This window comes from Streptomyces sp. NPDC045967 (assembly GCF_056430495.1).
Map to the genome: position 1 here is coordinate 136,157 of NZ_JBWKLE010000008.1, position 22,454 is coordinate 158,610.

A 22,454-nucleotide genomic window follows, 5' to 3' on the forward strand; every position below is an offset into this window, starting at 1 on the left:
CTGTGGCAAGGGCCCCGGTACGGACGATCCGTACCGGGGCCCTTGCGCGTGCGGCTACGGCCGGCGGGCCGAGGTCACGCGGTAGACGTCGTACACGCCCTCCACACCCCGTACGGCCTTCAGGACGTGGCCCAGGTGCTTGGGGTCGCCCATCTCGAAGGTGAAGCGCGAGGTGGCGACGCGGTCGCGGGAGGTCTGGACGGCCGCGGAGAGGATGTTGACGTGCTGGTCCGACAGGACGCGGGTGACGTCCGACAGCAGGCGGGAGCGGTCCAGGGCCTCGACCTGGATGGCGACCAGGAAGACCGAGGACTGGGTGGGCGCCCATTCGACCTCCAGCATCCGCTCGGGCTGCTGGGAGAGCGAATCGACGTTCACGCAGTCCGCGCGGTGAACCGATACGCCGCTGCCGCGGGTGACGAACCCGATGATCGGGTCGCCCGGCACGGGGGTGCAGCAGCGGGCCAGCTTGACCCACACGTCGTCGACGCCCTTGACGACGACACCCGGGTCGGCGTTGCTGCGCCGCTTGTTGCGGGAGCGCGCCGGCGGGATCGGCTCCTCGATGTCCTCGTTGGCGGCGTCCTCGCCGCCGAGGGCCTGCACCAGCTTCTGCACGACGCCCTGCGCGGCCACGTGGCCCTCGCCGATCGCCGCGTACAGGGAGGAGATGTCGGGGTAGCGCATCTCGTGCGCGAGGGTGACCAGGGAGTCGCCGGTCAGGATGCGCTGGATCGGCAGGTTCTGCTTGCGCATGGCCCGCGCGATGGCGTCCTTGCCGTGCTCGATGGCCTCGTCGCGGCGCTCCTTGGAGAACCAGGCCCGGATCTTGTTGCGGGCCCGCGGGGACTTGACGAAGCCCAGCCAGTCGCGGGACGGGCCCGCGCCCTCGGCCTTGGAGGTGAAGACCTCGACCAGGTCGCCGTTGTCGAGGGTGGACTCCAGCGGCACGAGGCGGCCGTTGACCCGGGCCCCTATGGTCCGGTGACCGACCTCTGTGTGGACGGCGTAGGCGAAGTCCACGGGCGTGGCCCCGGCAGGCAGCGCTATGACGTCGCCCTTGGGCGTGAAGACGAAGACCTCGTTGCGGGAGAGGTCGAAGCGCAGCGAGTCGAGGAACTCGCCCGGGTCCTCGGTCTCCTTCTGCCAGTCGAGCAGCTGGCGCAGCCAGGCCATGTCGTTGACCGTGTCCTGCCCGGCACTGCCCTTGGCGGCCTGCGGGACGTCGGTGCGGACCTTGGAGGTGCCTGCGACGGTCTGCTGCTTGTACTTCCAGTGGGCGGCGATGCCGTACTCGGCCCGGCGGTGCATGTCGAAGGTGCGGATCTGGAGCTCGACCGGCTTGCCGCTGGGCCCGATGACCGTCGTGTGGAGCGACTGGTACATGTTGAACTTGGGCATCGCGATGTAGTCCTTGAACCGGCCGGGGACCGGGTTCCAGCGCGCGTGCACGGTGCCGAGGGCCGCGTAGCAGTCCCGCACGGTGTCCACGAGGACGCGGATGCCCACCAGGTCGTAGATCTCCGCGAAGTCACGGCCGCGGACGATCATCTTCTGGTAGACGCTGTAGTAGTGCTTGGGCCGGCCGGTGACGGTGGCCTTGATGCGGGCGGCCCGCAGGTCGGTCTGCACCTCGTCGGTGACGACGGCCAGGTACTCGTCGCGCTTGGGCGCGCGCTCGGCGACCAGGCGCACGATCTCGTCGTACATCTTCGGGTAGAGGATCGCGAAGGAGAGGTCTTCGAGCTCCCACTTGATCGTGTTCATGCCCAGCCGGTGGGCCAGCGGGGCGTAGATCTCGAGGGTCTCGCGGGCCTTCTTCTCCTGCTTCTCCCGCTTGAGGTAGCGCATGGTGCGCATGTTGTGCAGGCGGTCGGCGAGCTTGATCACCAGGACGCGCGGGTCCTTGGCCATCGCCACGACCATCTTGCGGACGGTCTCGGCCTGCGCGGCCTCGCCGAACTTGACCCGGTCGAGCTTGGTGACGCCGTCGACGAGCAGGGCCACCGCGTCGCCGAAGTCGCGGCGCAGGTCCTCCAGCCCGTACTCGGTGTCCTCGACGGTGTCGTGGAGCAGCCCGGCCATCAGGGTGGCCGGATCCATGCCGAGCTCGGCGAGGATGGTGGTGACCGCGAGCGGGTGGGTGATGTACGGGTCGCCGCTCTTGCGCTTCTGGCCGCGGTGCCAGCGCTCGGCGACCTGGTAGGCCTGCTCCAGCTGGCGCAGCGTCGCCGTCTCGATCTTCGGATCGTTGCTGCGGACTATGCGGAGCAAGGGCTCCAGGACCGGGTTGTACGGGTTGGAACGCTGGACGCCCAGCCGGGCGAGCCGGGCGCGCACCCGGTTGGAGGACCCGGCCGACTTCGCCGACGCGGGCTTGACCGGCGGGGCCGGCGGGGGCGTGGCGGGGGCCGCCGGGACCTGCTCGGCCTGCGGGTCGGGCTGCGCGGCGGAGAGTGGCTGGACCTCGTCTGGCAAGAGCGCTCCTCACGGGGGTCCCCTGGACGCGAGTCCGGGGGAGGATCCGGTGTGATCCGGTGCCCGTGTCCGGTCCGGATAACCCATCGTAGCGAGGGTTCGGCCACCTCGTTCGCCGAGCCTCCCCCCTGGACCGCCGCGCTCCGGTTCCCCAGCCGGGCCCGCCCGCCTCGGAGCCCCCGGGGCGGCGCCGCACGCACGAGCGGCGGGCACCCGGAGGATCCGGATGCCCGCCGCTCGGCGCGTGTGGAGGTCAGACCACGATCAGGGCGTCCAGCGGAGCCCCGCCCAGCGCACCGGCCAGCCTGGCGCGGCCGGGAAGGAACGACAGCTCCATCAGGACGGCCACCCCGGCGACCTCGGCCCCGGCCCGCCGGATCAGCGAGAGCGAGGCCTCGGCGGTGCCGCCGGTGGCCAGGACGTCGTCGATGACCATGACCCGGTCACCGGCCGACAGGTCCTCGGCGTGGACCTCGATCTCCGCCGTTCCGTACTCCAGCTCGTAGGACTGCGCCAGGGTCGCCCCCGGCAGCTTCCCGGCCTTGCGCACGGGGACGAAGCCGATCCCGGCCTGCACGGCGACCGGAGCCGCGAGGATGAACCCGCGCGCCTCCAGCCCGACGATCTTCGTCGCCCCGTACCGGCCGGCCAGCTCCACCAGCGCGTCCGTCAGTGCGGCGAACGCCTTCGCGTCCGCCAGCAGCGGGGTGATGTCCTTGAACACGACCCCCGGCTTCGGGTAGTCCGCCACGTCCTTGATGCGGCCGAGCAGCAGCTCGCGCACGTCCGCGGAGAGCGCCGGGGCCGTCACCGGCGCCGTCCCGGCCGGCCCTGCGCCACGACCTGCGGCTCGTCCTCGGCGTAGCCCTCGCCCTCCGAGAAGTCGCCCTTCGCCGCCGCGGCCGCCCGCTTGGCGAGCACCCGCTTCTTCAGGGCCTTCATCGCCGGCTCGCGTTCCTTGAGGTCCACGACGAGCGGGGTGGCGATGAAGATCGAGGAGTACGCACCGGCCGCGAGGCCGACGAACAGCGACAGCGAGATGTCGTTCAGCATGCCGGCGTCCAGCAGGCCGCCGCCGATGAACAGCAGGGCCGCGACCGGCAGGAGCGCGACGACGGTGGTGTTGATCGAACGGACCAGCGTGCCGTTGATGCTGCGGTTGGCGACCTCGCTGTAGGTGTAGCGGGTCTGCTTGGTGATGTCCTTCGACCCCTCCTTGAGACCGTCGAAGACGACGACGGTGTCGTAGAGCGAGTAACCGAGGATCGTCAGCAGGCCGATGACCGTTCCCGGGGTCACCTCGAAACCGACCAGCGCGTAGATGCCGACGGTGATCGTGAGGTCGTGGATCAGGGCGATCAGCGCCGCGACCGCCATCCGCCACTCGAAGGCGATGGCCAGATAGATCACCACGAGGATCATGAAGATCCCGAGGCCGGTCCACGCCTTGTTGGCGATCTGCTCGCCCCAGCTGGGGCCGACCAGATCCGCGTTGATGTCGGCCTCGGTGACCTTCAGGTCGGTGGCGAGCTGCTTCTTGACGTCGGTCGCGGCGTCGGTGTCCAGACCGGAGATCTGGATGCGCAGGCCGCCCGTGCCGAGCTCCTGGACGATCGCGTCGTGGCCCGAGGCCTTCTCCGCGTCCTCGGTCGCCCGGGCGACGGAGACGGCCGTCTTCGGTGTGGTGAAGACGGCACCGCCCTTGAACTCGATGCCCATGTTGAGGCCCTGGATCGCCAGGGCCGCGATCGCCGTGATGGTGATCAGGATGGAAACGCCGTACCAGATGAAGCGCTTGCCGACGAAGTCGTAGCCGACCTCACCGCGGTACAGCCTGGCGCCGAGATCTCCCAGCTTCGACATCTCTCACGCCTCCTTTGCGTCGACGGGGGCGGGTGCGGGGGCCGTGCGGCGAGACCGGCGCAGCGGCGGCTTGGCGCCGAGCCGCTGCGGGTCCAGCCCGGACCACGGGTGGCCGCCGGCGAAGAACTTCGTACGCGCCAGCAGGGTCATGACCGGCTTGGTGAAGAGGAACACCACGACCACGTCGAGCAGGGTGGTCAGACCGAGGGTGAAGGCGAAGCCCTGCACCTTGCCGACGGTGACGATGAACAGCACCGCGGCGGCCAGGAACGACACGAAGTCGGAGACCAGGATGGTGCGCCGGGCGCGCGGCCAGGCGCGCTCGACGGCCGGACGCAGGGTGCGGCCCTCGCGGATCTCGTCGCGGATGCGTTCGAAGTACACGATGAACGAGTCCGCCGTGATGCCGATCGCCACGATCGCACCGCAGACGGCGGGCAGGTTCAGCGCGAAGCCGATGCCCTTTCCGAGCAGCGCCATGATCGTGTAGGTCAGGATCGCGGAGACCAGCAGGCTGATGATGGCGACGAACGCCAGGCCCCGGTAGTAGACGAGCAGGTAGATCACGACGAGCAGCAGGCCGATGGCGCCGGCGATCAGGCCGGCCTTCAGCTGCTCACCGCCGAGCGCGGCGGTGACGGTGGTGACGCTGTCCTCGCTGAAGGACAGCGGCAGGGCGCCGTACGAGAGCATGTTGCCCAGGTCCTGGGCGGACTGCTGGGTGAAGCCGCCGGAGATCTCGGCGTTGCCGCCGGTCAGCGCCTGGCTGACGGACGGGTCGGAGATGACCTCGCCGTCGAGCACGATCGCGAACTGGTTCTGCGGGGCCTGCTTGGTGGCGAGCTCACCGGTGATCTTGGCGAACTTGTCGGCGCCCTTGTCGGTGAACTGCATCGTGACGATCCACATGCCGCGCTGCGGGTCGATGATGCCCTTGGCGTCCTTGACGTCCTTGCCGTCGACCTGGGCCGGGCCCAGGATCCACTTACCCCAGACGTCGCCGCGCTGACCGCAGGCGACCATCGGGTCCTCGGGCTTGACGCCCTTGCCGGCGGCCGCGCGCTGCTCCTCGTTGGTGCAGTCCAGCTTGGCGAAGGCCGCCTGCAGGCCCGCGGCGGCCGTCTCCTCGGCCGTCGGCGGCGTGGAGGGCGAGGGTGCGCCCGATGCCGAGCCCGACGGGGTCGGGGCGGCCTTGTTGTCGTCTGCCTTCTTCGACTCGCCGCCCGAAGGGGTGGGAGTGGGGGCGTTCGGGGCCTTGAGGGCCTCGCTGAGCGCACGGCCCTGGGAAGTGGCGCTGGACGACGGGGTGGCCGAGGGGGACTTGCCGTCCTCGGCCTTGGGAGCGCCGGAGCCGCTCGCGGACGGGCTCGGGCTCGGGGCGCCCTCGGGCGGGGCGGGGGCGCCGTCGGCGAAGGCGAGGACCGGGCGGAAGTACAGCTGGGCGGTGGTACCGACCTGCTCGCGCGCCTGCTGCTCGTTCGTCCCCTTGGGGATGTTCACGATGATGTGGTCGCGGCCCTGGGTCTGGACCTCGGCCTCCGACACGCCGAGACCGTTGACGCGGCGCTCGATGATGCCGACCGCCGTGTTCATGTTGGTCTCGTTGATCGCGTCCGGCTTGCCGGGCTCGCTCTTGGCCTTGAGCGTGATGCTCGTGCCGCCGGCGAGGTCGATGCCCAGCCGGGGAGTCGTCTGCTTCGAGAGGAACATCCCCGCGGTGAGCGCCACCATCGCGATCAGGATGAACGCCAGGGCGCGCCCCGGCCTCCCCTGAGCCCCCGTGGGCCGCCGGCCCTTCTTCGGTGCTGCCACCTTGTCGTTTCTCCCTGTCCAACCGCCCCGCGCCGGGTCAGCGCGCGGACGGCCACGAAATGTGTGGTGGGGACCCCTGCCCCCCGCAGAAGTGGGTCGCTGACCGGGACCGCGACGGCCGCCGGTCAGGCGCCCCCGCGGTCCCCGGCCCGTGCGCTACTTCGCGCCGGGCCCGCCGTCCGCCGTGCCGTCCTCGGGCTCGTCGCCCTTGGGCTCGGCGTCCTTCGGCTCGTCCTTCTTGCCGAGGTCGAGCTTGGGCGCCGCGTCCTGGTCCTTCCCCGTGAGGGAGGAGGCGTCGTCGGGGACGACCGGCGTGTCGATGGTCAGATCATCGGTGGCGCCGTGGACGATGCGGTTGTACTCCGCGTCCTCCAGGACGGCGCCGATGGAGTTCTTCGCGTAGATCGCGTGGACGCCGGGAGCCACCTCGAGGGTGACGGTGTCGTCGCCGATCTCCTTCACCGTGGCGTACATGCCGCCGATGGTGCGGACCCCGGTGCCGGGCGTGATCTGGTCGCGCATCTGCGCGGCCGCCTGCTGCTTCTTCTTCGCGGAGCGGGTCATCAGGAACATCGCCCCGATGAGCACGATGAACGGGAGGAGTGTCACGAGATTCACGGGACGGAGATCCTTCGCACGACCGCACGCGGACGGCGGCCATTTCTACGGGGGTGGGCATGCCGACCCGAAAGGTCGGCATCGGCGGAGTCTAGGCGAGTCCGCACCGATGGAACAACGCCCAGCATGGCACCGTGGTTCCTGAGGGTGCCAACCTCCGCGCCGTCAGGCCCCGAACAAGCCCGGTTGTCCGCTTGATCCGCTCCCGTGCTGCCGCGGCGGCACGAGCCCCAGGTGGGACCAGGCGGCGGGGGTGGCGACCCGCCCCCTGGGGGTGCGTGCGAGCAGCCCCTCCCGGACCAGGAAGGGCTCGGCGACCTCCTCGACGGTCTCCCGCTCCTCGCCGACGGCGACGGCGAGCGTGGACAGGCCCACGGGCCCGCCGCCGAACAGCTTGAGCAGCGCCTCCAGGACGGCCCGGTCCAGCCGGTCGAGCCCGCGCGCGTCCACTTCGTACACCTGGAGGGCGGTACCGGCCACCTCGCGGTTGATCACACCGTCGGCGCGGACCTGGGCGTAGTCGCGGACGCGGCGCAGCAGGCGGTTGGCGATGCGGGGGGTGCCGCGGGAGCGGCCGGCGATCTCGGCGGCCCCGTCGGCGTCGATCTCGACGTCGAGGAGGCGGGCGGAGCGGTGGATGACGCGCTCCAGCTCCTCGGGGGCGTAGAACTCCATGTGCCCGGTGAAGCCGAAGCGGTCGCGCAGCGGGGGCGGCAGCAGGCCGGCCCGCGTGGTCGCCCCGACCAGGGTGAAGGGCGGCAGTTCCAGCGGGATGGCGGTGGCCCCGGGCCCCTTGCCGACGATCACGTCGACGCGGAAGTCCTCCATGGCCATGTAGAGCATCTCCTCGGCGGGCCGGGACATGCGGTGGATCTCGTCGAGGAAGAGGACCTCGCCCTCCTGGAGGGAGGAGAGGATGGCGGCGAGGTCGCCGGCGTGCTGGATGGCGGGGCCGGAGGTGATGCGGATGGGCGCGCCCATCTCGGCCGCGATGATCATGGACAGGGTGGTCTTGCCGAGGCCGGGGGCGCCGGAGAGCAGGACGTGGTCGGCGGTGGCGCCGCGCTGCCGGGCCGCCTTCAGGACGAGGTCCAGCTGCTGGCGGACCTTCTCCTGGCCGACGAACTCGTCGAGGTCCTTGGGGCGCAGCGCCGCCTCGACGGCCGTGTCCTCACCGTCGGCGGCCGCGGCGACGATGCGGGCCTCGTCCTCGGCGGTGGTGTCGTCGTCCCAGTTCACGGTGTCAGTCTGCCTTCTCGGTTCGTACGGTGCGGCGTCGGGTGCGGCGCCGCTGCTGGGGCTCGGCCCCGGGCCCCGCGCCTCGAACGCCGACGGGGCCGGACGTGGCCGGCGTCAAAGTGCGGTCCGGCCGCACCGGGCCCAGGGCGTGCCCGGAAGGGTTCACCGCGTCGCGGCGCCCAGCACTAGCGGGCCCGGTTCAGGGACTGGAGGGCGGCTCGCAGGAGCTGGGGCACGGGGGCCGAACCACCGGCGGCGACGGCGGCCTCGGCCTGCGGCGTCACCACGGCGACGGCCTCCTCGGCCTCCCGGGAGGAGTAGCCCAGGCCGATCAGGGCCGCGGCCAGCTGCTCGGTCCAGGGCGCCGGGCCGGTGGCCGCGGCCCGCTGCGCGCCGACCAGGCCGCTCGACCCGAGCGGGGCCCCCAGCTTGTCCTTCAGCTCCAGCAGCAGCTTCTGCGCGCCCTTCTTGCCGATTCCGGGGACGGCCGTCAGCGCCTTCTCGTCACCCGTCGAGACGGCCGTGCGCAACGCGTCCGGGCTGTGCACCCCGAGCATCGCCTGTGCCAGCCGGGGCCCGACCCCGCTCGCGGTCTGGAGCAGTTCGAAGACCTGCCGCTCGTCGTCGTCGGCGAAGCCGTAGAGCGTGAGGGAGTCCTCCCGGACGACCAACGAGGTGGCCAGCCGGGCCTGTTCCCCGATGCGCAGACCGGCGATGGTGTTCGGCGTGCACTGCACGGCCATGCCCACTCCCCCGACCTCGACGACGGCCAGGGTGGGGGCGAGCGCGGCGACGGGGCCGCTGACGAAGGCGATCATCGGGTACGGCCTTTCGAGCCTGGGGCGTGCAGGGCGACCGCCTGCTGGAGGCGGTTCTGGGCGGGGGCCCGCCAGATGTGGCAGATGGCGAGGGCGAGGGCGTCGGCGGCGTCGGCCGGCTTCGGCGGTGCGGCCAGCCTGAGCAGGCGGGTCACCATGGCCCCGACCTGGGCCTTGTCGGCGCGGCCGCTGCCGGTGACGGCGGCCTTGACCTCGCTCGGCGTGTGCAGGGCGACCGGGATTCCGCGCCGGGCCGCGCACAGCATGGCGACGGCGCTCGCCTGCGCGGTGCCCATCACGGTGCTCACGTTGTGCTGGCTGAACACCCGTTCCACGGCGACGACTTCGGGCCGGTGCGCGTCGAGCCACTCCTCGATGCCCCGCTCGATCGCGACGAGCCGCAGGCCCAGCTCCGCCTCGACGGGCGTCCGCACGACTCCCACCCCGAGCATGGCCAGGGGGCGTCCGGCGACACCTTCCACGACGCCGATGCCGCACCGCGTCAGCCCCGGGTCCACACCCAGTACCCGCATTCCGCCCCCGCCCCCGCCCTCGATCACCCGTCCGTGTTCGTGCAGGGTAGCGGGGCCCACTGACAAAGCAGCCAAAGCGACGGGCCGACAGGGTGTGTCCTGTCGGCCCGTCGTCGGATCGGTGCCCTGCTCAGGCGTCGACCTTCTCCATGACCTCGTCCGAGACGTCGAAGTTGGCGAAGACGTTCTGCACGTCGTCGCTGTCCTCCAGCGCGTCGATCAGCTTGAAGATCTTGCGTGCGCCCTCTTCGTCCAGCTCGACCTGCATCGAGGGGACGAAGCTGGCCTCGGCCGAGTCGTAGTCGATGCCGGCCTCCTGCAGGGCGGTGCGGACCGCGACCAGGTCGGTGGCCTCGCTGATCACCTCGAAGGACTCGCCGATGTCGTTGACCTCCTCGGCGCCGGCCTCGAGCACCGACTCCAGGACGTCGTCCTCGGACAGCTCGCCCTTGGGCAGCACCACGACGCCCTTGCGGTTGAACAGGTACGACACCGAGCCGGGGTCGGCCATGGAGCCGCCGTTGCGGGTCATGGCGACCCGCACGTCGGAGGCGGCGCGGTTGCGGTTGTCGGTGAGGCACTCGATGAGCACCGCGACACCGTTCGGGCCGTAGCCTTCGTACATGATCGTCTCGTAGTCGGCGCCGCCGGCCTCGAGACCGCCGCCGCGCTTGACCGCGGAGTCGATGTTCTTGTTCGGCACCGAGCTCTTCTTGGCCTTCTGGATGGCGTCGAAGAGCGTCGGGTTGCCGTCGATGTCCGCGCCGCCCATCCGGGCCGCGACCTCGATGTTCTTGATCAGCTTCGCGAAGAGCTTGCCGCGCTTGGCATCGATCACGGCCTTCTTGTGCTTCGTCGTAGCCCATTTAGAGTGGCCGGACATCCGCCTGTCTCCTTCGCGTCACCAACAGTGTTCGTCTCCGATCCTACCGGGAGCCGGTCACAGCCCCGCGCGCACCATGTCGACGAAGTAGGCGTGGACCCGGTCGTCACCGGTCAACTCGGGGTGGAACGACGTCGCGAGGACGTTGCCCTGCCGGACGGCGACCGTGTGGCCGTCGTACGTGGCGAGCACCTCGGCGGCGGCGCCGACGGACTCGACCCACGGGGCGCGGATGAAGACGCCCTGGACCGGGCCGCCCTCGACGCCCGCGAAGTCGATCTCCGCCTCGAACGACTCGTTCTGGCGGCCGAAGGCGTTGCGGCGCACGATCATGTCGATGCCGCCCAGGGTCTCCTGGTCCTCACGGCCGTCCAGGAGCTTGCCGGCCAGCATGATCATGCCGGCGCAGGTGCCGTACACCGGCATGCCCGCGGCCACGCGCGCGCGCAGCGGCTCCAGCATGCCGAACAGCACGGCGAGCTTCGACATGGTCGTGGACTCGCCGCCGGGGATCACCAGGGCGTCGACCTCGGCGAGTTCCTCGGGGCGCCGGACCGGCCTGGCCACGGCGTCCGCCGCGGCCAGGGCGATCAGGTGCTCCCGTACGTCGCCCTGGAGGGCCAGGACACCAATCACGGGGGTGGTCATGGCAGTGACTACCAGCCGCGGTTGGCGTAGCGCTCGGCCTCGGGCAGGGTGTCGCAGTTGATGCCGACCATGGCCTCGCCGAGGTTGCGGGACGCGTCCGCGATGATCTTCGGGTCGTCGTAGAAGGTGGTGGCCTTCACGATGGCGGCGGCGCGCTTGGCCGGGTCGCCCGACTTGAAGATGCCGGAGCCGACGAAGACGCCCTCGGCGCCGAGCTGGCGCATCAGGGCGGCGTCGGCCGGAGTGGCGACACCGCCGGCGGAGAACAGCACGACCGGGAGCTTGCCGAGCTCGGCGACCTCCTTGACGAGCTCGTACGGGGCGCGCAGCTCCTTGGCGGCGGCGAACAGCTCGTTGTTGTCGTAGCCGCGCAGGCGGGCGATCTCGTTCTTGATCTGGCGCAGGTGGCGGACGGCCTCGACGACGTTGCCGGTGCCGGCCTCGCCCTTCGAGCGGATCATGGCCGCGCCCTCGGCGATGCGGCGCAGGGCCTCGCCCAGGTTGGTGGCGCCGCAGACGAAGGGGGTGGTGAAGGCCCACTTGTCGGAGTGGTTGACCTCGTCGGCCGGGGTCAGGACCTCGGACTCGTCGATGTAGTCGACGCCGAGGGACTGCAGGACCTGGGCCTCGACGAAGTGGCCGATGCGGGACTTGGCCATGACGGGGATCGAGACGGCCTCGATGATCTCCTCGATCATGTTCGGGTCCGACATGCGCGCGACGCCGCCGTCCTTGCGGATGTCGGCGGGGACCCGCTCCAGGGCCATGACGGCCACGGCGCCGGCGTCCTCGGCGATCTTCGCCTGCTCGGCGTTGACCACGTCCATGATCACGCCGCCCTTGAGCTGCTCGGCCATGCCGCGCTTGACGCGCGAGGTGCCGATGGCCGACTCAGCGGACTGGGGGGAGGTGGGAAGCGTGCTCACGGATTGACCTCACTCGAAAGGAAGACGGGTGCTACGGGTGCTACTGGTCCTACTCAGCCGAGCAAACCTCACGGACCAGTCCACTACAAGGGCCAATGTGGAGCCAGTGGCCCCCTCCACTTGTCCGCGGCGGCCCTGGACCCCGCCCGTGCGGCTCAGACCGGCCTTTCGGCCAGGTCCGCCGGAGGCTCGTCGTCCATTTCGAACGCCAGCGGGAAGGGCGCGTGCCCGGCCAGGCGGAACCAGCGGACCTTGCGGTGCCTGCGCAGGGCCCGCGCGGCCCGTACGGCGTCGTTGTGGAACCGGCGCGCCATGGGTACCCGGCGCACCGCCGCCGCCAACTCCTCGGTGGCCTCCGCACCGCCCGGCGCGGCCTTCAGCACCTCGACCTGGTCGGCGTCGGCGAACACCGCGCGCAGCGCCTGGCTGAGCTCGCTCTCGGCGACCTCCCGTTGCTCCTCCTCCGCCTGCCGCGCGGCGTGCGCGGACTCGTACAGCACGAGGGAGGACGCGGGGTCGAGCACACCGGAGGTGGCCACCTCCACCACCACGGAGGCCCGCCGCACCAGCTGGGCGTCCAGCGCGGCCCGCGCGGCGTCCATCCGCGAGTGCAGCCGGTCGAGCCGGCCGGCGGTCCAGCTGAGGTAGACCCCGACGACCGCGAGCGCCAGGGCAATCCAGACAAGGGTTTCGATCACGGGCGGCGACACTACCCTTCCGGCCGGCCCGGTTGCCCGCCCGGCCCCTCACCCGCCGGTCCCGTGCCGGAGGCTCCCTCACCCGCCGGTCCCGTGCCCGACGCCCCGCCACCCGCCGGCCCGGCGCCCGCCGCTCAGGCCGAGGTGTCCCGGGAGAAGCCGAGGCGGGTGCGCAAGGAGACGCGTTCGTCGGCGGCCACCGCCGCCGCGCCGTCCGTCACCGTCTCGTAGACGGCGAGGATGTCCGCGCCGACCGTGGCCCAGTCGAAGCGGCGTACGTGCGCCGAGCCCCGTGCACTCAGTTCCGCGCGTCGGGCCGGGTCGCCCAGGAGGCCGATCGCGCCGGCCGCGAGGGCGTCGGCGTTCTCGTTCGAGAAGAGCTCGCCCGCCCCGCCCTGGTCCAGGACCTGCGCGAAGGCGTCCAGGTCGGACGCCAGCACCGTCGCGCCCGCCGAGAGGGCCTCGACCAGGATGATGCCGAAGCTCTCGCCGCCGGTGTTCGGCGCCACGTACACGTCGACGCTGCGCAGCAGCCGGGCCTTGTCCTCGTCCGAGACCATGCCGAGGAACTCGACCCGGGAGCGGAGCTCGGCCGGGAGGGAGGCCACCGCCTCCTCCTCGTCGCCGCGGCCCGCGACGAGGAGCCGTACGTCGGGGAAGGCCGCCGCGATCGCGGGGAAGGCAGCCATCAGCACCGGCAGGCCCTTGCGCGGCTCGTCGATGCGGCCGATGAAGCCCAGGGTGCGGCCGGACCACTCGGGGTTCGGGTCCGCCTTGGCGAAGAAGTCCACGTCGACGCCGTTGGGGATGACGACCGCGTCGCCGCCGAGGTGCTCCACGAGCGTGCGCCGGGCGTACTCGCTGACCGCGATCCGCGCGCTGATCTTCTCCAGGGCCGGCTGGAGGATCGGGTACGCCGCGATCATCGCCCGCGAACGCGGGTTCGAGGTGTGGAAAGTGGCCACGATCGGGCCCTGCGCCGCCCAGCAGGACAGCAGTCCCAGCGAGGGCGAGGCCGGCTCGTGGATGTGGATGACGTCGAAGGTGCCGTCGTGCAGCCAGCGGCGCACCCGGGCGGCGGAGAGGAAGCCGAAGTTGAGGCGGGCGACGGAGCCGTTGTAGGGCACCGGCACGGCGCGGCCCGCCGAGACCACGTACGGCGGCAGCGGGGTCTCGTCGTCCGCCGGCGCCAGGACCGACACGTCGTGGCCGAGGCCGATGAGGTGCTCGGCGAGGTCCCGGATGTGGAACTGGACGCCGCCCGGCACGTCCCACGAATACGGGCACACGATGCCGATCTTCACTACGGGCGCTCCCCCTGGTCGGTCAGATCGTCCTGCCACAGCCGCTGCAGCATGTGCCAGTCCTCCGGGTGCTCGGCGATCCCGAGCGCGAAGGCGTCCGCGACCGCCTGGGTCATGGCGGCGGTCTTCTCCAGTCGGGTGCCGTTCTCGGGCACCGCCACCTCGGGGTGGATCCGGCCGTACATCTTCGGGGATTCGCCGTAGTACAGGGTGGCCGGGAGCAGGACCGCGCCGGTCTGCTGGGCCAGCAGCGCCGGCCCGGCCGGCATGCGCGCCGTGGCGCCGAAGAAGTCCACCCCGATCCCGGAGGACGACAGGTCCCGGTCCGCGACCAGGCAGACCAGGCCGCCGGCGCGCAGCCGGCGGGCGAGGGTGCCGAAGGCGGAGCCGCTGCTGTGCGGCAGCACCTCCATGCCCAGGCTCTCGCGGTAGGCGACGAAGCGGTCGTAGAGGGACTCGGGCTTGAGCCGTTCGGCGACGGTGGTGAAGGGCACCCCGATGTGGCCGATGGCCCAGGCTCCGCCGAGGTCCCAGTTGGCGAGGTGCGGCAGGGCGACCACGACCCCGCGGCCGGAGGCGAGTGCCTCGCGCAGGATGTGCTCGTCCTTCATCTCGACGTCCGTGCCGAACCGTTTCGGGTCCATGGCCGGCAGCCGGAAGGACTCCATCCAGTACCGCATGTAGGAGCGCATGCCGGCCTTGGTCAGTTCGCGCAGCCGCTCGGGTCCGGCGCCGGGCACCACGCGCGCCAGGTTCGACTCCAGCTGGAGCACGCTCTTGCCGCGCCGCTTCCACGCGACGTCCGCGATCCGCCGGCCCAGCGCCACGGCGGCGGGTTCGGGCAGCTTCTTGACCCCCGCCCAGCCGAGTCCGTACAGCCCGTCGACCAGCTTGTCCTTCGCGGTGCCCATCAGGCCGCGCCCCCCTCGGCGGCGGACGCCGCGGCGTCCGCCTCGGCCGCCTCGCGGCGTACGGTGACCACGCGCTGCACCAGCGTGACGAGCGAGCCGACCGCCACGATCCACAGGGCGGCCGGCAGCAGTACGCCCATCCAGGACGGCGCGCCGAAGATCAGGAGCCCGGACAGGCCCGCGGCGACCAGCGAGATCACCAGTCGCTCGGCGCGCTCGATGAGGCCGTTGACGGCGACCGGCAGGCCGATCGACTCGCCGCGCGCCTTGGTGTAGGAGACCACCTGGCCACTGGCGAGGCAGAAAATGGCCACCGCGCACAGCACGTTGTCGTGGCCGGAGCCCGCGTACCAGAGGGCGAGGCCGCCGAAGATCGCCGCGTCCGCCACCCGGTCGAGGGTGGAGTCGAGGAAGGCGCCCCACCGGCTGGAGACGCCGGCCTGGCGGGCCATGTTCCCGTCCACCAGGTCGGAGAAGACGAAGAGGGTGATGGTGATCGTGCCCCAGAAGAACTCGCCCCGGGGGAAGAAGACCAGCGCTCCGGCCACCACTCCGGCCGTGCCGATCAGGGTGACCGCGTCCGGGCTCACCCCCCGCCGGAGCAGAAAAGCGGCGAATGGCGTGAGAACACGCGTGAAGAATGCACGCGCGTACTTGTTCAGCATGGCCTTCCCGGAGGGTCGCTGGGCCGCACGGCCACCACGGCCACCGGCTGGCCCATCGTAGCCAGGACGCCGCCCCCCGCACGCCGCGCACCCACCGGTTCGCGCCGCGTCAGGCGCAGGTCGCGTCCCGGACCGGCTCCGGTACCGGCCGGGTCCGGCCGCCCGGCGCCCCCGGTACGCCGCCCGTGCGCCCCCCGCGACCTGCCCGGTACGACGTATGGACGCGGTGTGGCACCGGTGCAAAGCTCGAAGGGCCCCCTTTTTTCCGTCCCCGGAGGAAACGCGGGAGGTCGACGAAAGCCGGGGCCCGGGGAGCAGCCCTTCTCGCAGGAATCCATCCTCCTCACCGTCACGACCGGGAGGCACGAGAATCATGGGAGCCACCTCACACCAATCCGGAGCCGCCGGCAGGGCGCTGACGGCCGACCGCCCCTCCTCCGTACGGAACGTCGTGCTGGTCGGCCACAGCGGATCCGGCAAGACCACCCTGGTCGAAGCGCTCGCCCTGACCGCCGGAGCGGTCAACCGGGCGGGCCGGGTCGAGGACGGTGCCACGGTCTCCGACTACGACGAGATCGAACACCGCCGGCAGCGGTCCGTCCAGCTGTCCCTCGTCCCCGTCGCTTGGGGCGGAATCAAGATCAACCTGCTGGACACCCCCGGATACGCCGACTTCGTCGGAGAGCTCAGGGCCGGTCTGCGCGCCGCGGACGCGGCCCTCTTCGTCGTCTCGGCCTCCGACGGCATCGACGGCGCCACCCGCATGGTCTGGGACGAATGCGCGGCGGTCGGCATGCCGCGCGCCATCGTCGTCACGCACCTGGAGGCCGCCCGCGCCGACTACGCGCAGATGGCGAACATCTGCGGCGAGATCTTCGGCGCCGACGACCCCGACGCCGTCATCCCGCTCTACCTCCCGCTGCACGCCCCCGCCGGCCCCGACGGCCACGCCCCCGTGACCGGCCTGCTCGGCCTGCTCTCCCAGCGCGTGTACGAGTACTCCTCCGGCGAGCGCGTCGAACGCGATCCGGACCCCGCCGAGCTCGCCCTCATCTCCGGCGCCCGCTCCCGCCTCATCGAGGGGATCATCGCCGAGAGCGAGGACGAGGGCCTGATGGACCGGTACCTCGGCGGCGAGGACATCGACGTCAAGACCCTCGTGGACGACCTGGAGCGCGCCGTGGCCCGCGGCACCTTCCACCCCGTCCTGATGGCGGCGCCCGCCCCCGAGGGCGCCCGGCAGGGCCTGGGGACCGTGGAACTCCTCGAACTGATCACGGGCGGCTTCCCCACTCCCCTGGAACGGGCCGCGCTCCCCGTCACCGCCCCGGACGGCTCCCCGCGCCCCGCCGTCACCTGCGACCCGGACGGCCCCCTCCTCGCCGAGGTCGTCAAGACCTCCTCCGATCCCTACGTCGGCCGGGTCTCCCTCGTCCGCGTGTTCTCCGGCACCCTGCTGCCCGAGGCGACGGTCCACGTCTCCGGCCACGGCCTCGCCGACCGCGGACACGAGGACCACGACGTGGACGAGCGGATCGGCGCCCTCAGCGCGCCCTTCGGCAAACAGCAGCGCAGCCTGCCCCGGTGCATCGCGGGCGACCTGGCCTGCGTGGCCAAGCTGACCCGGGCCGAGACCGGCGACACCCTCTCCGCCAAGGACGATCCGCTGCTCCTCGAGCCGTGGGCCATGCCCGACCCGCTGCTCCCCCTCGCCATCGAGGCGCACAGCAAGGCCGACGAGGACAAGCTCTCGCAAGGGCTGGCCCGCCTCGTCGCCGAGGATCCGACCATGCGGCTGGAGCAGAACCCGCACACCCGCCAGGTCGTCCTGTGGTGCCTGGGCGAGGCCCACCAGGACGTCGCCCTGGAGCGGCTGCGCACGCGCTACGGCGTGCAGGTCGACGCCGTGCCCCACAAGGTGAGCCTGCGCGAGACCTTCGGGGCGAAGGCGGCGGGCCGCGGCCGGCACGTCAAGCAGTCCGGCGGCCACGGCCAGTTCGCCATCTGCGAGATCGAGGTGGAGCCCCTGCCGCCGGGCAGCGGCATCGAGTTCGTCGACAAGGTCGTCGGCGGAGCCGTGCCGCGCCAGTTCATCCCATCGGTGGAGAAGGGCGTGCGCACCCAGGCCGCCCGCGGGGTCGCCGCCGGGTATCCGCTGGTCGACGTACGCGTCACCCTCGTCGACGGCAAGGCGCACTCGGTGGACTCCTCCGACGCCGCCTTCCAGACGGCCGGGGCCCTCGCCCTGCGCGAAGCCGCCGCCGAAGCCCGCATCCACCTCCTGGAACCCGTCGCCGAACTGGCCGTGACGGTCCCCGACGAGTACGTCGGCCCGGTGATGAGCGACCTCGCGGGCCGCCGGGGCCGGGTCGTCGGCTCTGAACAGGCGGGCGAGGGGCGCACCCTGGTCCGCGCCGAGATCCCCGAGATCGAGATCGGCCGCTACGCCGTCGAGCTGCGCTCCGTCTCGCACGGCACGGGCCGCTTCGCCCGCAGTTACGCCCGCCACGAACCGATGCCGCCCCAGATCGCCGACAAGGTGCGCGAACAACTGGAGAAGGGAACGTAGTCGGCATGGGGTCGCAGACGCCGCCCGGCCAACCCTGTTGCGCCGGGCGGCATTTCCCTGTCCCATGACCATGGGGTGACATCGCCCGATAGGCTCATCGGCGCACCAAAGAGCACGAACGCACAGCGATGGGGGCAGCGGTGGCGGACGACGGATTCGACTTCAGGCCCGGGGCGCAGATCCCCCTCCAGGGCGGCGGGGGGCAGACGGCCGCGACCGGCGCCCTGGCCTCCGCGGCCTACCGGGACGGCGCGAAGGACAGCCGCTTGGCCCTCCTCCTGGAGGCCAACAGCGAGAACCACCCCGCCTCGGTCAAGCCTCCGAAGATCTCCCTCTTCGAGCCCAGCCTCGGCGAGGCCTTCTGCCGGGCCGTCGAGGCCCGCACCCTGGCTCCGGGCCGCAAGCCGCTGATCCAGTCCTTCGGCGCGGACCCGCAGACCGTGGTCGAGCACTGCCTGGCGGCCTCCCGCATCCGCAAGGAGCGCGACCGCAAGCTCCGCCTGATCGTGCTCGTCTGCGGCCTGCTGTTCCTCCCCGGCCTGCTGCTGTGGCTGGGCCTGTTCCAGCTCCGCAAGAGCCTGTCCTCGGGTGAGGGCAAGAGCGGGTCGTGGATCGGCACCACGCTGCTGGTCGGCGTGGCGATCGTGGTGGCCCTGCTGATGTTCAAGCTGCCGCTCACCGGTTTCCTGGGCATATACCTGCGCGCCATGCTCATCGCCCCGGTCGCGGGCTGGTTCCTGGCCCGCCGGCTGTGCGAGGCCACCGCCGCCGACCTGCGCTCGCGCTGGGACGGGCTGCTGGACGGGGGCGGGGTCGCCGCGAAGATCCCGGAGGCGGTGCCGGGCAACCCCGACGAGAAGGCCCGCGAGGACCTGCGCCACCAGCTGGCCAAGCTCACCGCGGAGGACCGCAGCAACCACGTCTTCTACGCGGGCCCCAAGGGGATCCTCGGCATGGGCACCCGCTGGGGCAGCTGGCAGATGGCCGAGGAGCTCACGCCGAAGTCCGAGGGCGCGGAGATCCACCCCTTCCGCAGCTGGGACGTCATACGCGCGATCGACGCCCAGCTCCGCAAGCTCGAGCGCGGTCCCCTGCACACCGGCGGCTTCCCGACCGCGGCGATACAGCACTGGATCGTCACCCCCATCGGCGAGGGCGCCGCCGAGGTGGCCCGCCCGAGCGGTGAGAACGTGGACACCTTCCTCATCAAGCCGCACGAGATCACCCGGATCTGCAACGAGCAGCAGTTCAGCGCCGGAAACCGGCACTACCTGGGCATCCAGTACCCCCTGTGGGACGGCCAGCTCGTCATCACCATGCTGGTGACCGTCACCGTGCTCTACAAGACGCTGCGCGTGGACGTCACCGCGCACGCCCTGGGCCCCGTACACGGCCTGTTCACGACGAAGTCGAAGGCCCCGGTGGTGGAGGTGCCCAAGAGCATCCGCTTCTGGGAGACCGTGGAGCGGCCGCTGCCCCTGGTGGACGCGCAGGAGGTCGTACGGCTGGCCGTACGGGCCCCGCTCACCTGGTACCCGCCCGTCCTCGACTTCCTCGGCGGCAAGCTGGTCCTGCCCGAGCCCTTCGGCCTGCGGCACGTGTGGGCGGGCTCGATGTGGCGCCACCGGTTCATGGCCGACGACGCCATCCGCACCGTGGCCCCGGTCCTGCGGTCCGTCCACGCCGCGACGTTCAAGGTGCTGGAGGAGAACGGCGTCGACACCGACCGCTTCACCAACCGTTCCTCGATCATGAGCGGTCTCGTCCAGGAACCGGCACCGCGCAAGGCGGACGTGTACGACGTATAGGGCGGGTCTTTCGGATCGGACCGGGCCCCCGCGGCCCGGTCAGTCGGCGATCCAGGCCTCGGCGAGCATCTGGCGGGTGTCCGCGAGGAGTTGGGGCAGCACCTTGGTGTGTCCGACGACCGGCATGAAGTTCGTGTCCCCGCCCCAGCGGGGCACGATGTGCTGGTGCAGGTGCGCGGCGATGCCGGCGCCGGCGGCCGCGCCCTGGTTCATGCCGATGTTGAAGCCGTGTGCTCCCGATGCCTTGCGCAGCGCCGCCATGGCCCGCTTGGTGAGATCGGCCAGTTCGGCGGTCTCGGGCCCGTCGAGCTCGGTGTAGTCGGCGACGTGCCGGTAGGGGACGACCATCAGGTGCCCGCCGTTGTACGGGTACAGGTTCAGCACCGCGTAGACGTGCTTGCCGCGGGCCACGATCAGGCCGTCCGCGTCCGACATCTCCGGAATCCCGCAGAAGGGACAGCCATCCCCGGCCTCGGGGCCGGTCGGCTTGTTCTCCCCCTGGATGTAGGCCATCCGGTGGGGCGTCCACAGACGCTGGAACGCGTCCTGCGTGCCCACACCGATCTGCTGCTCCGGCTCAGTCGTCATGGCGGCAAGCATATGACCTCGCCCGCGCGCACGAGGAAGGCCCCCGGAAAGTGATCACTTTCCGGGGGCCGACGCGTGGGGAGGTCAGACCCGACGCGGTGCGCGGCCTCGTCAGACCTGGACGCGGTCCGCGACGACCTTGGCCAGCTTGGCCAGCGCCTCGTCCTTGGGGACGCCGTTCTCCTGCGAGCCGTCGCGGTAACGGAAGGAGACGGTGCCCGCGGCCATGTCCTCGTCACCGACGATGATCATGAACGGGACCTTCAGCTTCTGGTGGTTGCGGATCTTCTTCTGCATGCGGTCCGAGGACGCGTCCACCTCGACCCGCAGGCCCTGCTTCTTCGCCTCGGCGGCGAAGCCCTGCAGGTACTCGACGTGCCCGTCGCCGATCGGGATGCCGACCGCCTGGACGGGGGCCAGCCACGGCGGCATGGCGCCCGCGTAGTGCTCCAGCAGCACGGCGAAGAACCGCTCGATCGAGCCGAACAGGGCGCGGTGGATCATGACCGGGCGCTGACGCGAGCCGTCCGGGGCGGTGTACTCCAGGTTGAACCGCTCCGGCAGGTTGAAGTCGAGCTGGACGGTCGACATCTGCCAGGTGCGGCCGATGGCGTCCCGCGCCTGCACCGAGATCTTCGGGCCGTAGAAGGCCGCGCCGCCCGGGTCGGGGGTCAGGGGCAGGCCCTGCTTCTCCGCGACCTGCTGCAGGACGGCGGTCGCCTCCTCCCACACCTCGTCCGAGCCGACGAACTTCTCCGGGTCCTTGGTGGACAGCTCCAGGTAGAAGTCGGTCAGACCGTAGTCGCGCAGCAGGTTCAGCACGAAGGTCAGCGTGCGGTCGAGCTCCTCCGCCATCTGCTCGCGGGTGCAGTAGATGTGCGCGTCGTCCTGGGTGAAGCCCCGGGCGCGGGTCAGGCCGTGCACGACGCCCGACTTCTCGTACCGGTACACGGTGCCGAACTCGAACAGGCGCAGCGGCAGTTCGCGGTAGGAGCGGCCGCGCGCGTCGAAGATCAGGTTGTGCATCGGGCAGTTCATGGGCTTGAGGTAGTAGTCGGTACCACCGTCGAGCTGCATGGGGGGGTACATGCCCTCCGCGTACCAGTCCAGGTGGCCGCTCTTCTCGAAGAGGGCGCCCTTGGTGGCGTGCGGCGAGTAGACGAACTCGTAGCCCTCCTCCTCGTGCCGGCGGCGCGAGTAGTCCTCCATCACCCGGCGGATGATGCCGCCGCGCGGGTGGAAGACGGCGAGGCCCGAGCCGATCTCGTCCGGGATGGAGAACAGGTCCAGCTCGTTGCCGAGCTTGCGGTGGTCGCGCTTCTCGGCCTCGGCCAGGAAGTCCAGGTGCGCCTTCAGCTCGTCCTTCGACGGCCAGGCGGTGCCGTAGATGCGCTGGAGCATCGGGTTCTTCTCGCTGCCGCGCCAGTAGGCGGCCGCGTTGCGCATCAGCTTGAACGCGGGGATGGCGCGGGTGGTGGGCAGGTGGGGACCGCGGCAGAGGTCCTTCCAGCACAGCTCGCCGGTCTTCGCGTCGAGGTTGTCGTAGATGGTCAGCTCGCCGCCGCCCACCTCGACGTTCGCCCCGTCGTCGGTGGAGGCGGCGCCCTTGATGCCGATGAGCTCGAGCTTGTACGGCTCCTCCGCGAGCTCCTCGCGCGCCGCCTCGTCGGTGACCACACGGCGGGCGAACCGCTGCCCGCGCTTCTGGATCTCCTGCATCTTCTTCTCGATGGCCTTGAGGTCTTCGGGGGTGAAGGGCCTGGCCACGTCGAAGTCGTAGTAGAAGCCGTTCTGGACCGGCGGGCCGATGCCCAGCTTGGCCTCGGGGAACAGCTCCTGCACGGCCTGCGCCATCACGTGCGCGGTCGAGTGCCGCAGGATGTTCAGGCCGTCCTCGGAGGAGATCTCCACCGGCTCGACGGTCTCGCCGTCCCGCACTTCGTAGCCGAGGTCCTTGAGCTCCCCCGCGATGCGCGCGGCGACGATGGTGCGCTCGCCGGCGAAGAGCTCCGCCGCCGTAGTGCCCGTGGCCACCACGCGCTCGTCCCGCTCGGAATCGCGTTGGATGATCACACGGACGTCTGACACCGGTC

19 protein-coding genes are annotated in these 22,454 nt (G+C 71.4%); 2 read left to right on the forward strand and 17 right to left on the reverse strand.

Annotated features, from left to right (window positions below; all coding sequences use genetic code 11):
* Positions 1 to 54 precede the first annotated feature (54 nt).
* From AC07FY_RS18330 to pgsA, 15 genes are all read right to left on the reverse strand, one after another.
* Positions 55 to 2,478: a RelA/SpoT family protein gene (locus AC07FY_RS18330; protein WP_479007393.1), complete on the reverse strand. Its 2,424-nt coding sequence runs from the start codon at positions 2,476 to 2,478 to the stop codon at positions 55 to 57.
* Between the two features lie 253 nt (positions 2,479 to 2,731).
* Entirely contained in the window at positions 2,732 to 3,289 is a 558-nt protein-coding gene (locus tag AC07FY_RS18335; protein ID WP_479007395.1) for an adenine phosphoribosyltransferase, read from the reverse strand.
* Entirely contained in the window at positions 3,286 to 4,341 is a 1,056-nt protein-coding gene (gene secF / locus AC07FY_RS18340; RefSeq protein WP_479007396.1) for a protein translocase subunit SecF, read from the reverse strand. Before secF ends, AC07FY_RS18335 begins: the two co-directional genes overlap by 4 nt.
* Before the next feature lie 3 nt (positions 4,342 to 4,344).
* Positions 4,345 to 6,153 carry a protein translocase subunit SecD gene (secD, locus tag AC07FY_RS18345; RefSeq protein ID WP_479007397.1) on the reverse strand — a complete coding sequence of 603 codons (1,809 nt, stop codon included), beginning with the start codon at positions 6,151 to 6,153 and terminating at the stop codon, positions 4,345 to 4,347.
* A 156-nt stretch (positions 6,154 to 6,309) separates the two neighbouring features.
* Complete coding sequence (yajC, locus tag AC07FY_RS18350; RefSeq protein ID WP_479007398.1) at positions 6,310 to 6,771, reverse strand: preprotein translocase subunit YajC; 462 nt, start codon at positions 6,769 to 6,771, stop codon at positions 6,310 to 6,312.
* A gap of 165 nt (positions 6,772 to 6,936) precedes the next feature.
* Positions 6,937 to 8,010, reverse strand: a complete 1,074-nt coding sequence (gene ruvB, locus AC07FY_RS18355; RefSeq protein WP_479007399.1) for a Holliday junction branch migration DNA helicase RuvB — start codon at positions 8,008 to 8,010, stop codon at positions 6,937 to 6,939.
* A 185-nt stretch (positions 8,011 to 8,195) separates the two neighbouring features.
* Positions 8,196 to 8,828, reverse strand: a complete 633-nt coding sequence (ruvA, locus tag AC07FY_RS18360) for a Holliday junction branch migration protein RuvA (protein ID WP_479007400.1) — start codon at positions 8,826 to 8,828, stop codon at positions 8,196 to 8,198.
* Positions 8,825 to 9,361: a crossover junction endodeoxyribonuclease RuvC gene (gene ruvC / locus AC07FY_RS18365; protein WP_479007401.1), complete on the reverse strand. Its 537-nt coding sequence runs from the start codon at positions 9,359 to 9,361 to the stop codon at positions 8,825 to 8,827. Before ruvC ends, ruvA begins: the two co-directional genes overlap by 4 nt.
* Positions 9,362 to 9,491: 130 nt before the next feature.
* A complete protein-coding gene (locus AC07FY_RS18370; RefSeq protein WP_362297910.1) occupies positions 9,492 to 10,244 on the reverse strand; it encodes a YebC/PmpR family DNA-binding transcriptional regulator in 753 nt (250 codons plus the stop codon).
* A gap of 57 nt (positions 10,245 to 10,301) precedes the next feature.
* Positions 10,302 to 10,892 carry a pyridoxal 5'-phosphate synthase glutaminase subunit PdxT gene (gene pdxT, locus AC07FY_RS18375; RefSeq protein WP_479007402.1) on the reverse strand — a complete coding sequence of 197 codons (591 nt, stop codon included), beginning with the start codon at positions 10,890 to 10,892 and terminating at the stop codon, positions 10,302 to 10,304.
* A gap of 8 nt (positions 10,893 to 10,900) precedes the next feature.
* Positions 10,901 to 11,818, reverse strand: a complete 918-nt coding sequence (gene pdxS / locus AC07FY_RS18380) for a pyridoxal 5'-phosphate synthase lyase subunit PdxS (protein WP_030706266.1) — start codon at positions 11,816 to 11,818, stop codon at positions 10,901 to 10,903.
* 155 nt (positions 11,819 to 11,973) lie between these two features.
* Positions 11,974 to 12,516 carry a LemA family protein gene (locus AC07FY_RS18385; RefSeq protein WP_479007404.1) on the reverse strand — a complete coding sequence of 181 codons (543 nt, stop codon included), beginning with the start codon at positions 12,514 to 12,516 and terminating at the stop codon, positions 11,974 to 11,976.
* A 134-nt stretch (positions 12,517 to 12,650) separates the two neighbouring features.
* On the reverse strand, positions 12,651 to 13,820 hold the full coding sequence (locus AC07FY_RS18390) for a glycosyltransferase family 4 protein (protein WP_479007406.1): 1,170 nt from the start codon (positions 13,818 to 13,820) through the stop codon (positions 12,651 to 12,653).
* On the reverse strand, positions 13,820 to 14,731 hold the full coding sequence (locus AC07FY_RS18395) for a phosphatidylinositol mannoside acyltransferase (protein ID WP_479007408.1): 912 nt from the start codon (positions 14,729 to 14,731) through the stop codon (positions 13,820 to 13,822). Before AC07FY_RS18395 ends, AC07FY_RS18390 begins: the two co-directional genes overlap by 1 nt.
* Complete coding sequence (gene pgsA, locus AC07FY_RS18400; RefSeq protein ID WP_479007410.1) at positions 14,731 to 15,396, reverse strand: phosphatidylinositol phosphate synthase; 666 nt, start codon at positions 15,394 to 15,396, stop codon at positions 14,731 to 14,733. Before pgsA ends, AC07FY_RS18395 begins: the two co-directional genes overlap by 1 nt.
* 373 nt (positions 15,397 to 15,769) lie before the next feature.
* Here pgsA and AC07FY_RS18405 point away from each other — a divergent pair, with 373 nt between their 5' ends.
* Both AC07FY_RS18405 and AC07FY_RS18410 read left to right on the forward strand, forming a co-directional pair.
* Positions 15,770 to 17,965, forward strand: a complete 2,196-nt coding sequence (locus AC07FY_RS18405; RefSeq protein WP_479007411.1) for an elongation factor G-like protein EF-G2 — start codon at positions 15,770 to 15,772, stop codon at positions 17,963 to 17,965.
* A 140-nt stretch (positions 17,966 to 18,105) separates the two neighbouring features.
* Entirely contained in the window at positions 18,106 to 19,773 is a 1,668-nt protein-coding gene (locus tag AC07FY_RS18410) for a hypothetical protein (RefSeq protein ID WP_479007413.1), read from the forward strand.
* 39 nt (positions 19,774 to 19,812) lie between these two features.
* On the opposite strand, the gene AC07FY_RS18415 is transcribed toward AC07FY_RS18410, so the two are convergent.
* Together AC07FY_RS18415 and thrS are read right to left on the reverse strand one after the other, a co-directional pair.
* Positions 19,813 to 20,373, reverse strand: coding sequence for an HIT family protein (locus AC07FY_RS18415; RefSeq protein WP_479007415.1), 561 nt, complete (start codon positions 20,371 to 20,373; stop codon positions 19,813 to 19,815).
* Between the two features lie 99 nt (positions 20,374 to 20,472).
* Positions 20,473 to 22,449: a threonine--tRNA ligase gene (gene thrS / locus AC07FY_RS18420; RefSeq protein ID WP_479007417.1), complete on the reverse strand. Its 1,977-nt coding sequence runs from the start codon at positions 22,447 to 22,449 to the stop codon at positions 20,473 to 20,475.
* Between the last annotated feature and the right edge of the window lie 5 nt (positions 22,450 to 22,454).

Bases quoted from the DNA above. Each gene is read 5' to 3' on its own strand.
- ruvA (WP_479007400.1), bottom strand. From the start codon at position 8,828: ATGATCGCCTTCGTCAGCGGCCCCGTCGCCGCGCTCGCCCCCACCCTG.
- ruvC (WP_479007401.1), bottom strand. From the start codon at position 9,361: ATGCGGGTACTGGGTGTGGACCCGGGGCTGACGCGGTGCGGCATCGGC.
- pgsA (WP_479007410.1), bottom strand. From the start codon at position 15,396: ATGCTGAACAAGTACGCGCGTGCATTCTTCACGCGTGTTCTCACGCCA.
- AC07FY_RS18370 (WP_362297910.1), bottom strand. From the start codon at position 10,244: ATGTCCGGCCACTCTAAATGGGCTACGACGAAGCACAAGAAGGCCGTG.
- AC07FY_RS18405 (WP_479007411.1), top strand. From the start codon at position 15,770: ATGGGAGCCACCTCACACCAATCCGGAGCCGCCGGCAGGGCGCTGACG.
- pdxT (WP_479007402.1), bottom strand. From the start codon at position 10,892: ATGACCACCCCCGTGATTGGTGTCCTGGCCCTCCAGGGCGACGTACGG.
- AC07FY_RS18415 (WP_479007415.1), bottom strand. From the start codon at position 20,373: ATGCTTGCCGCCATGACGACTGAGCCGGAGCAGCAGATCGGTGTGGGC.
- secF (WP_479007396.1), bottom strand. From the start codon at position 4,341: ATGTCGAAGCTGGGAGATCTCGGCGCCAGGCTGTACCGCGGTGAGGTC.
- AC07FY_RS18395 (WP_479007408.1), bottom strand. From the start codon at position 14,731: ATGGGCACCGCGAAGGACAAGCTGGTCGACGGGCTGTACGGACTCGGC.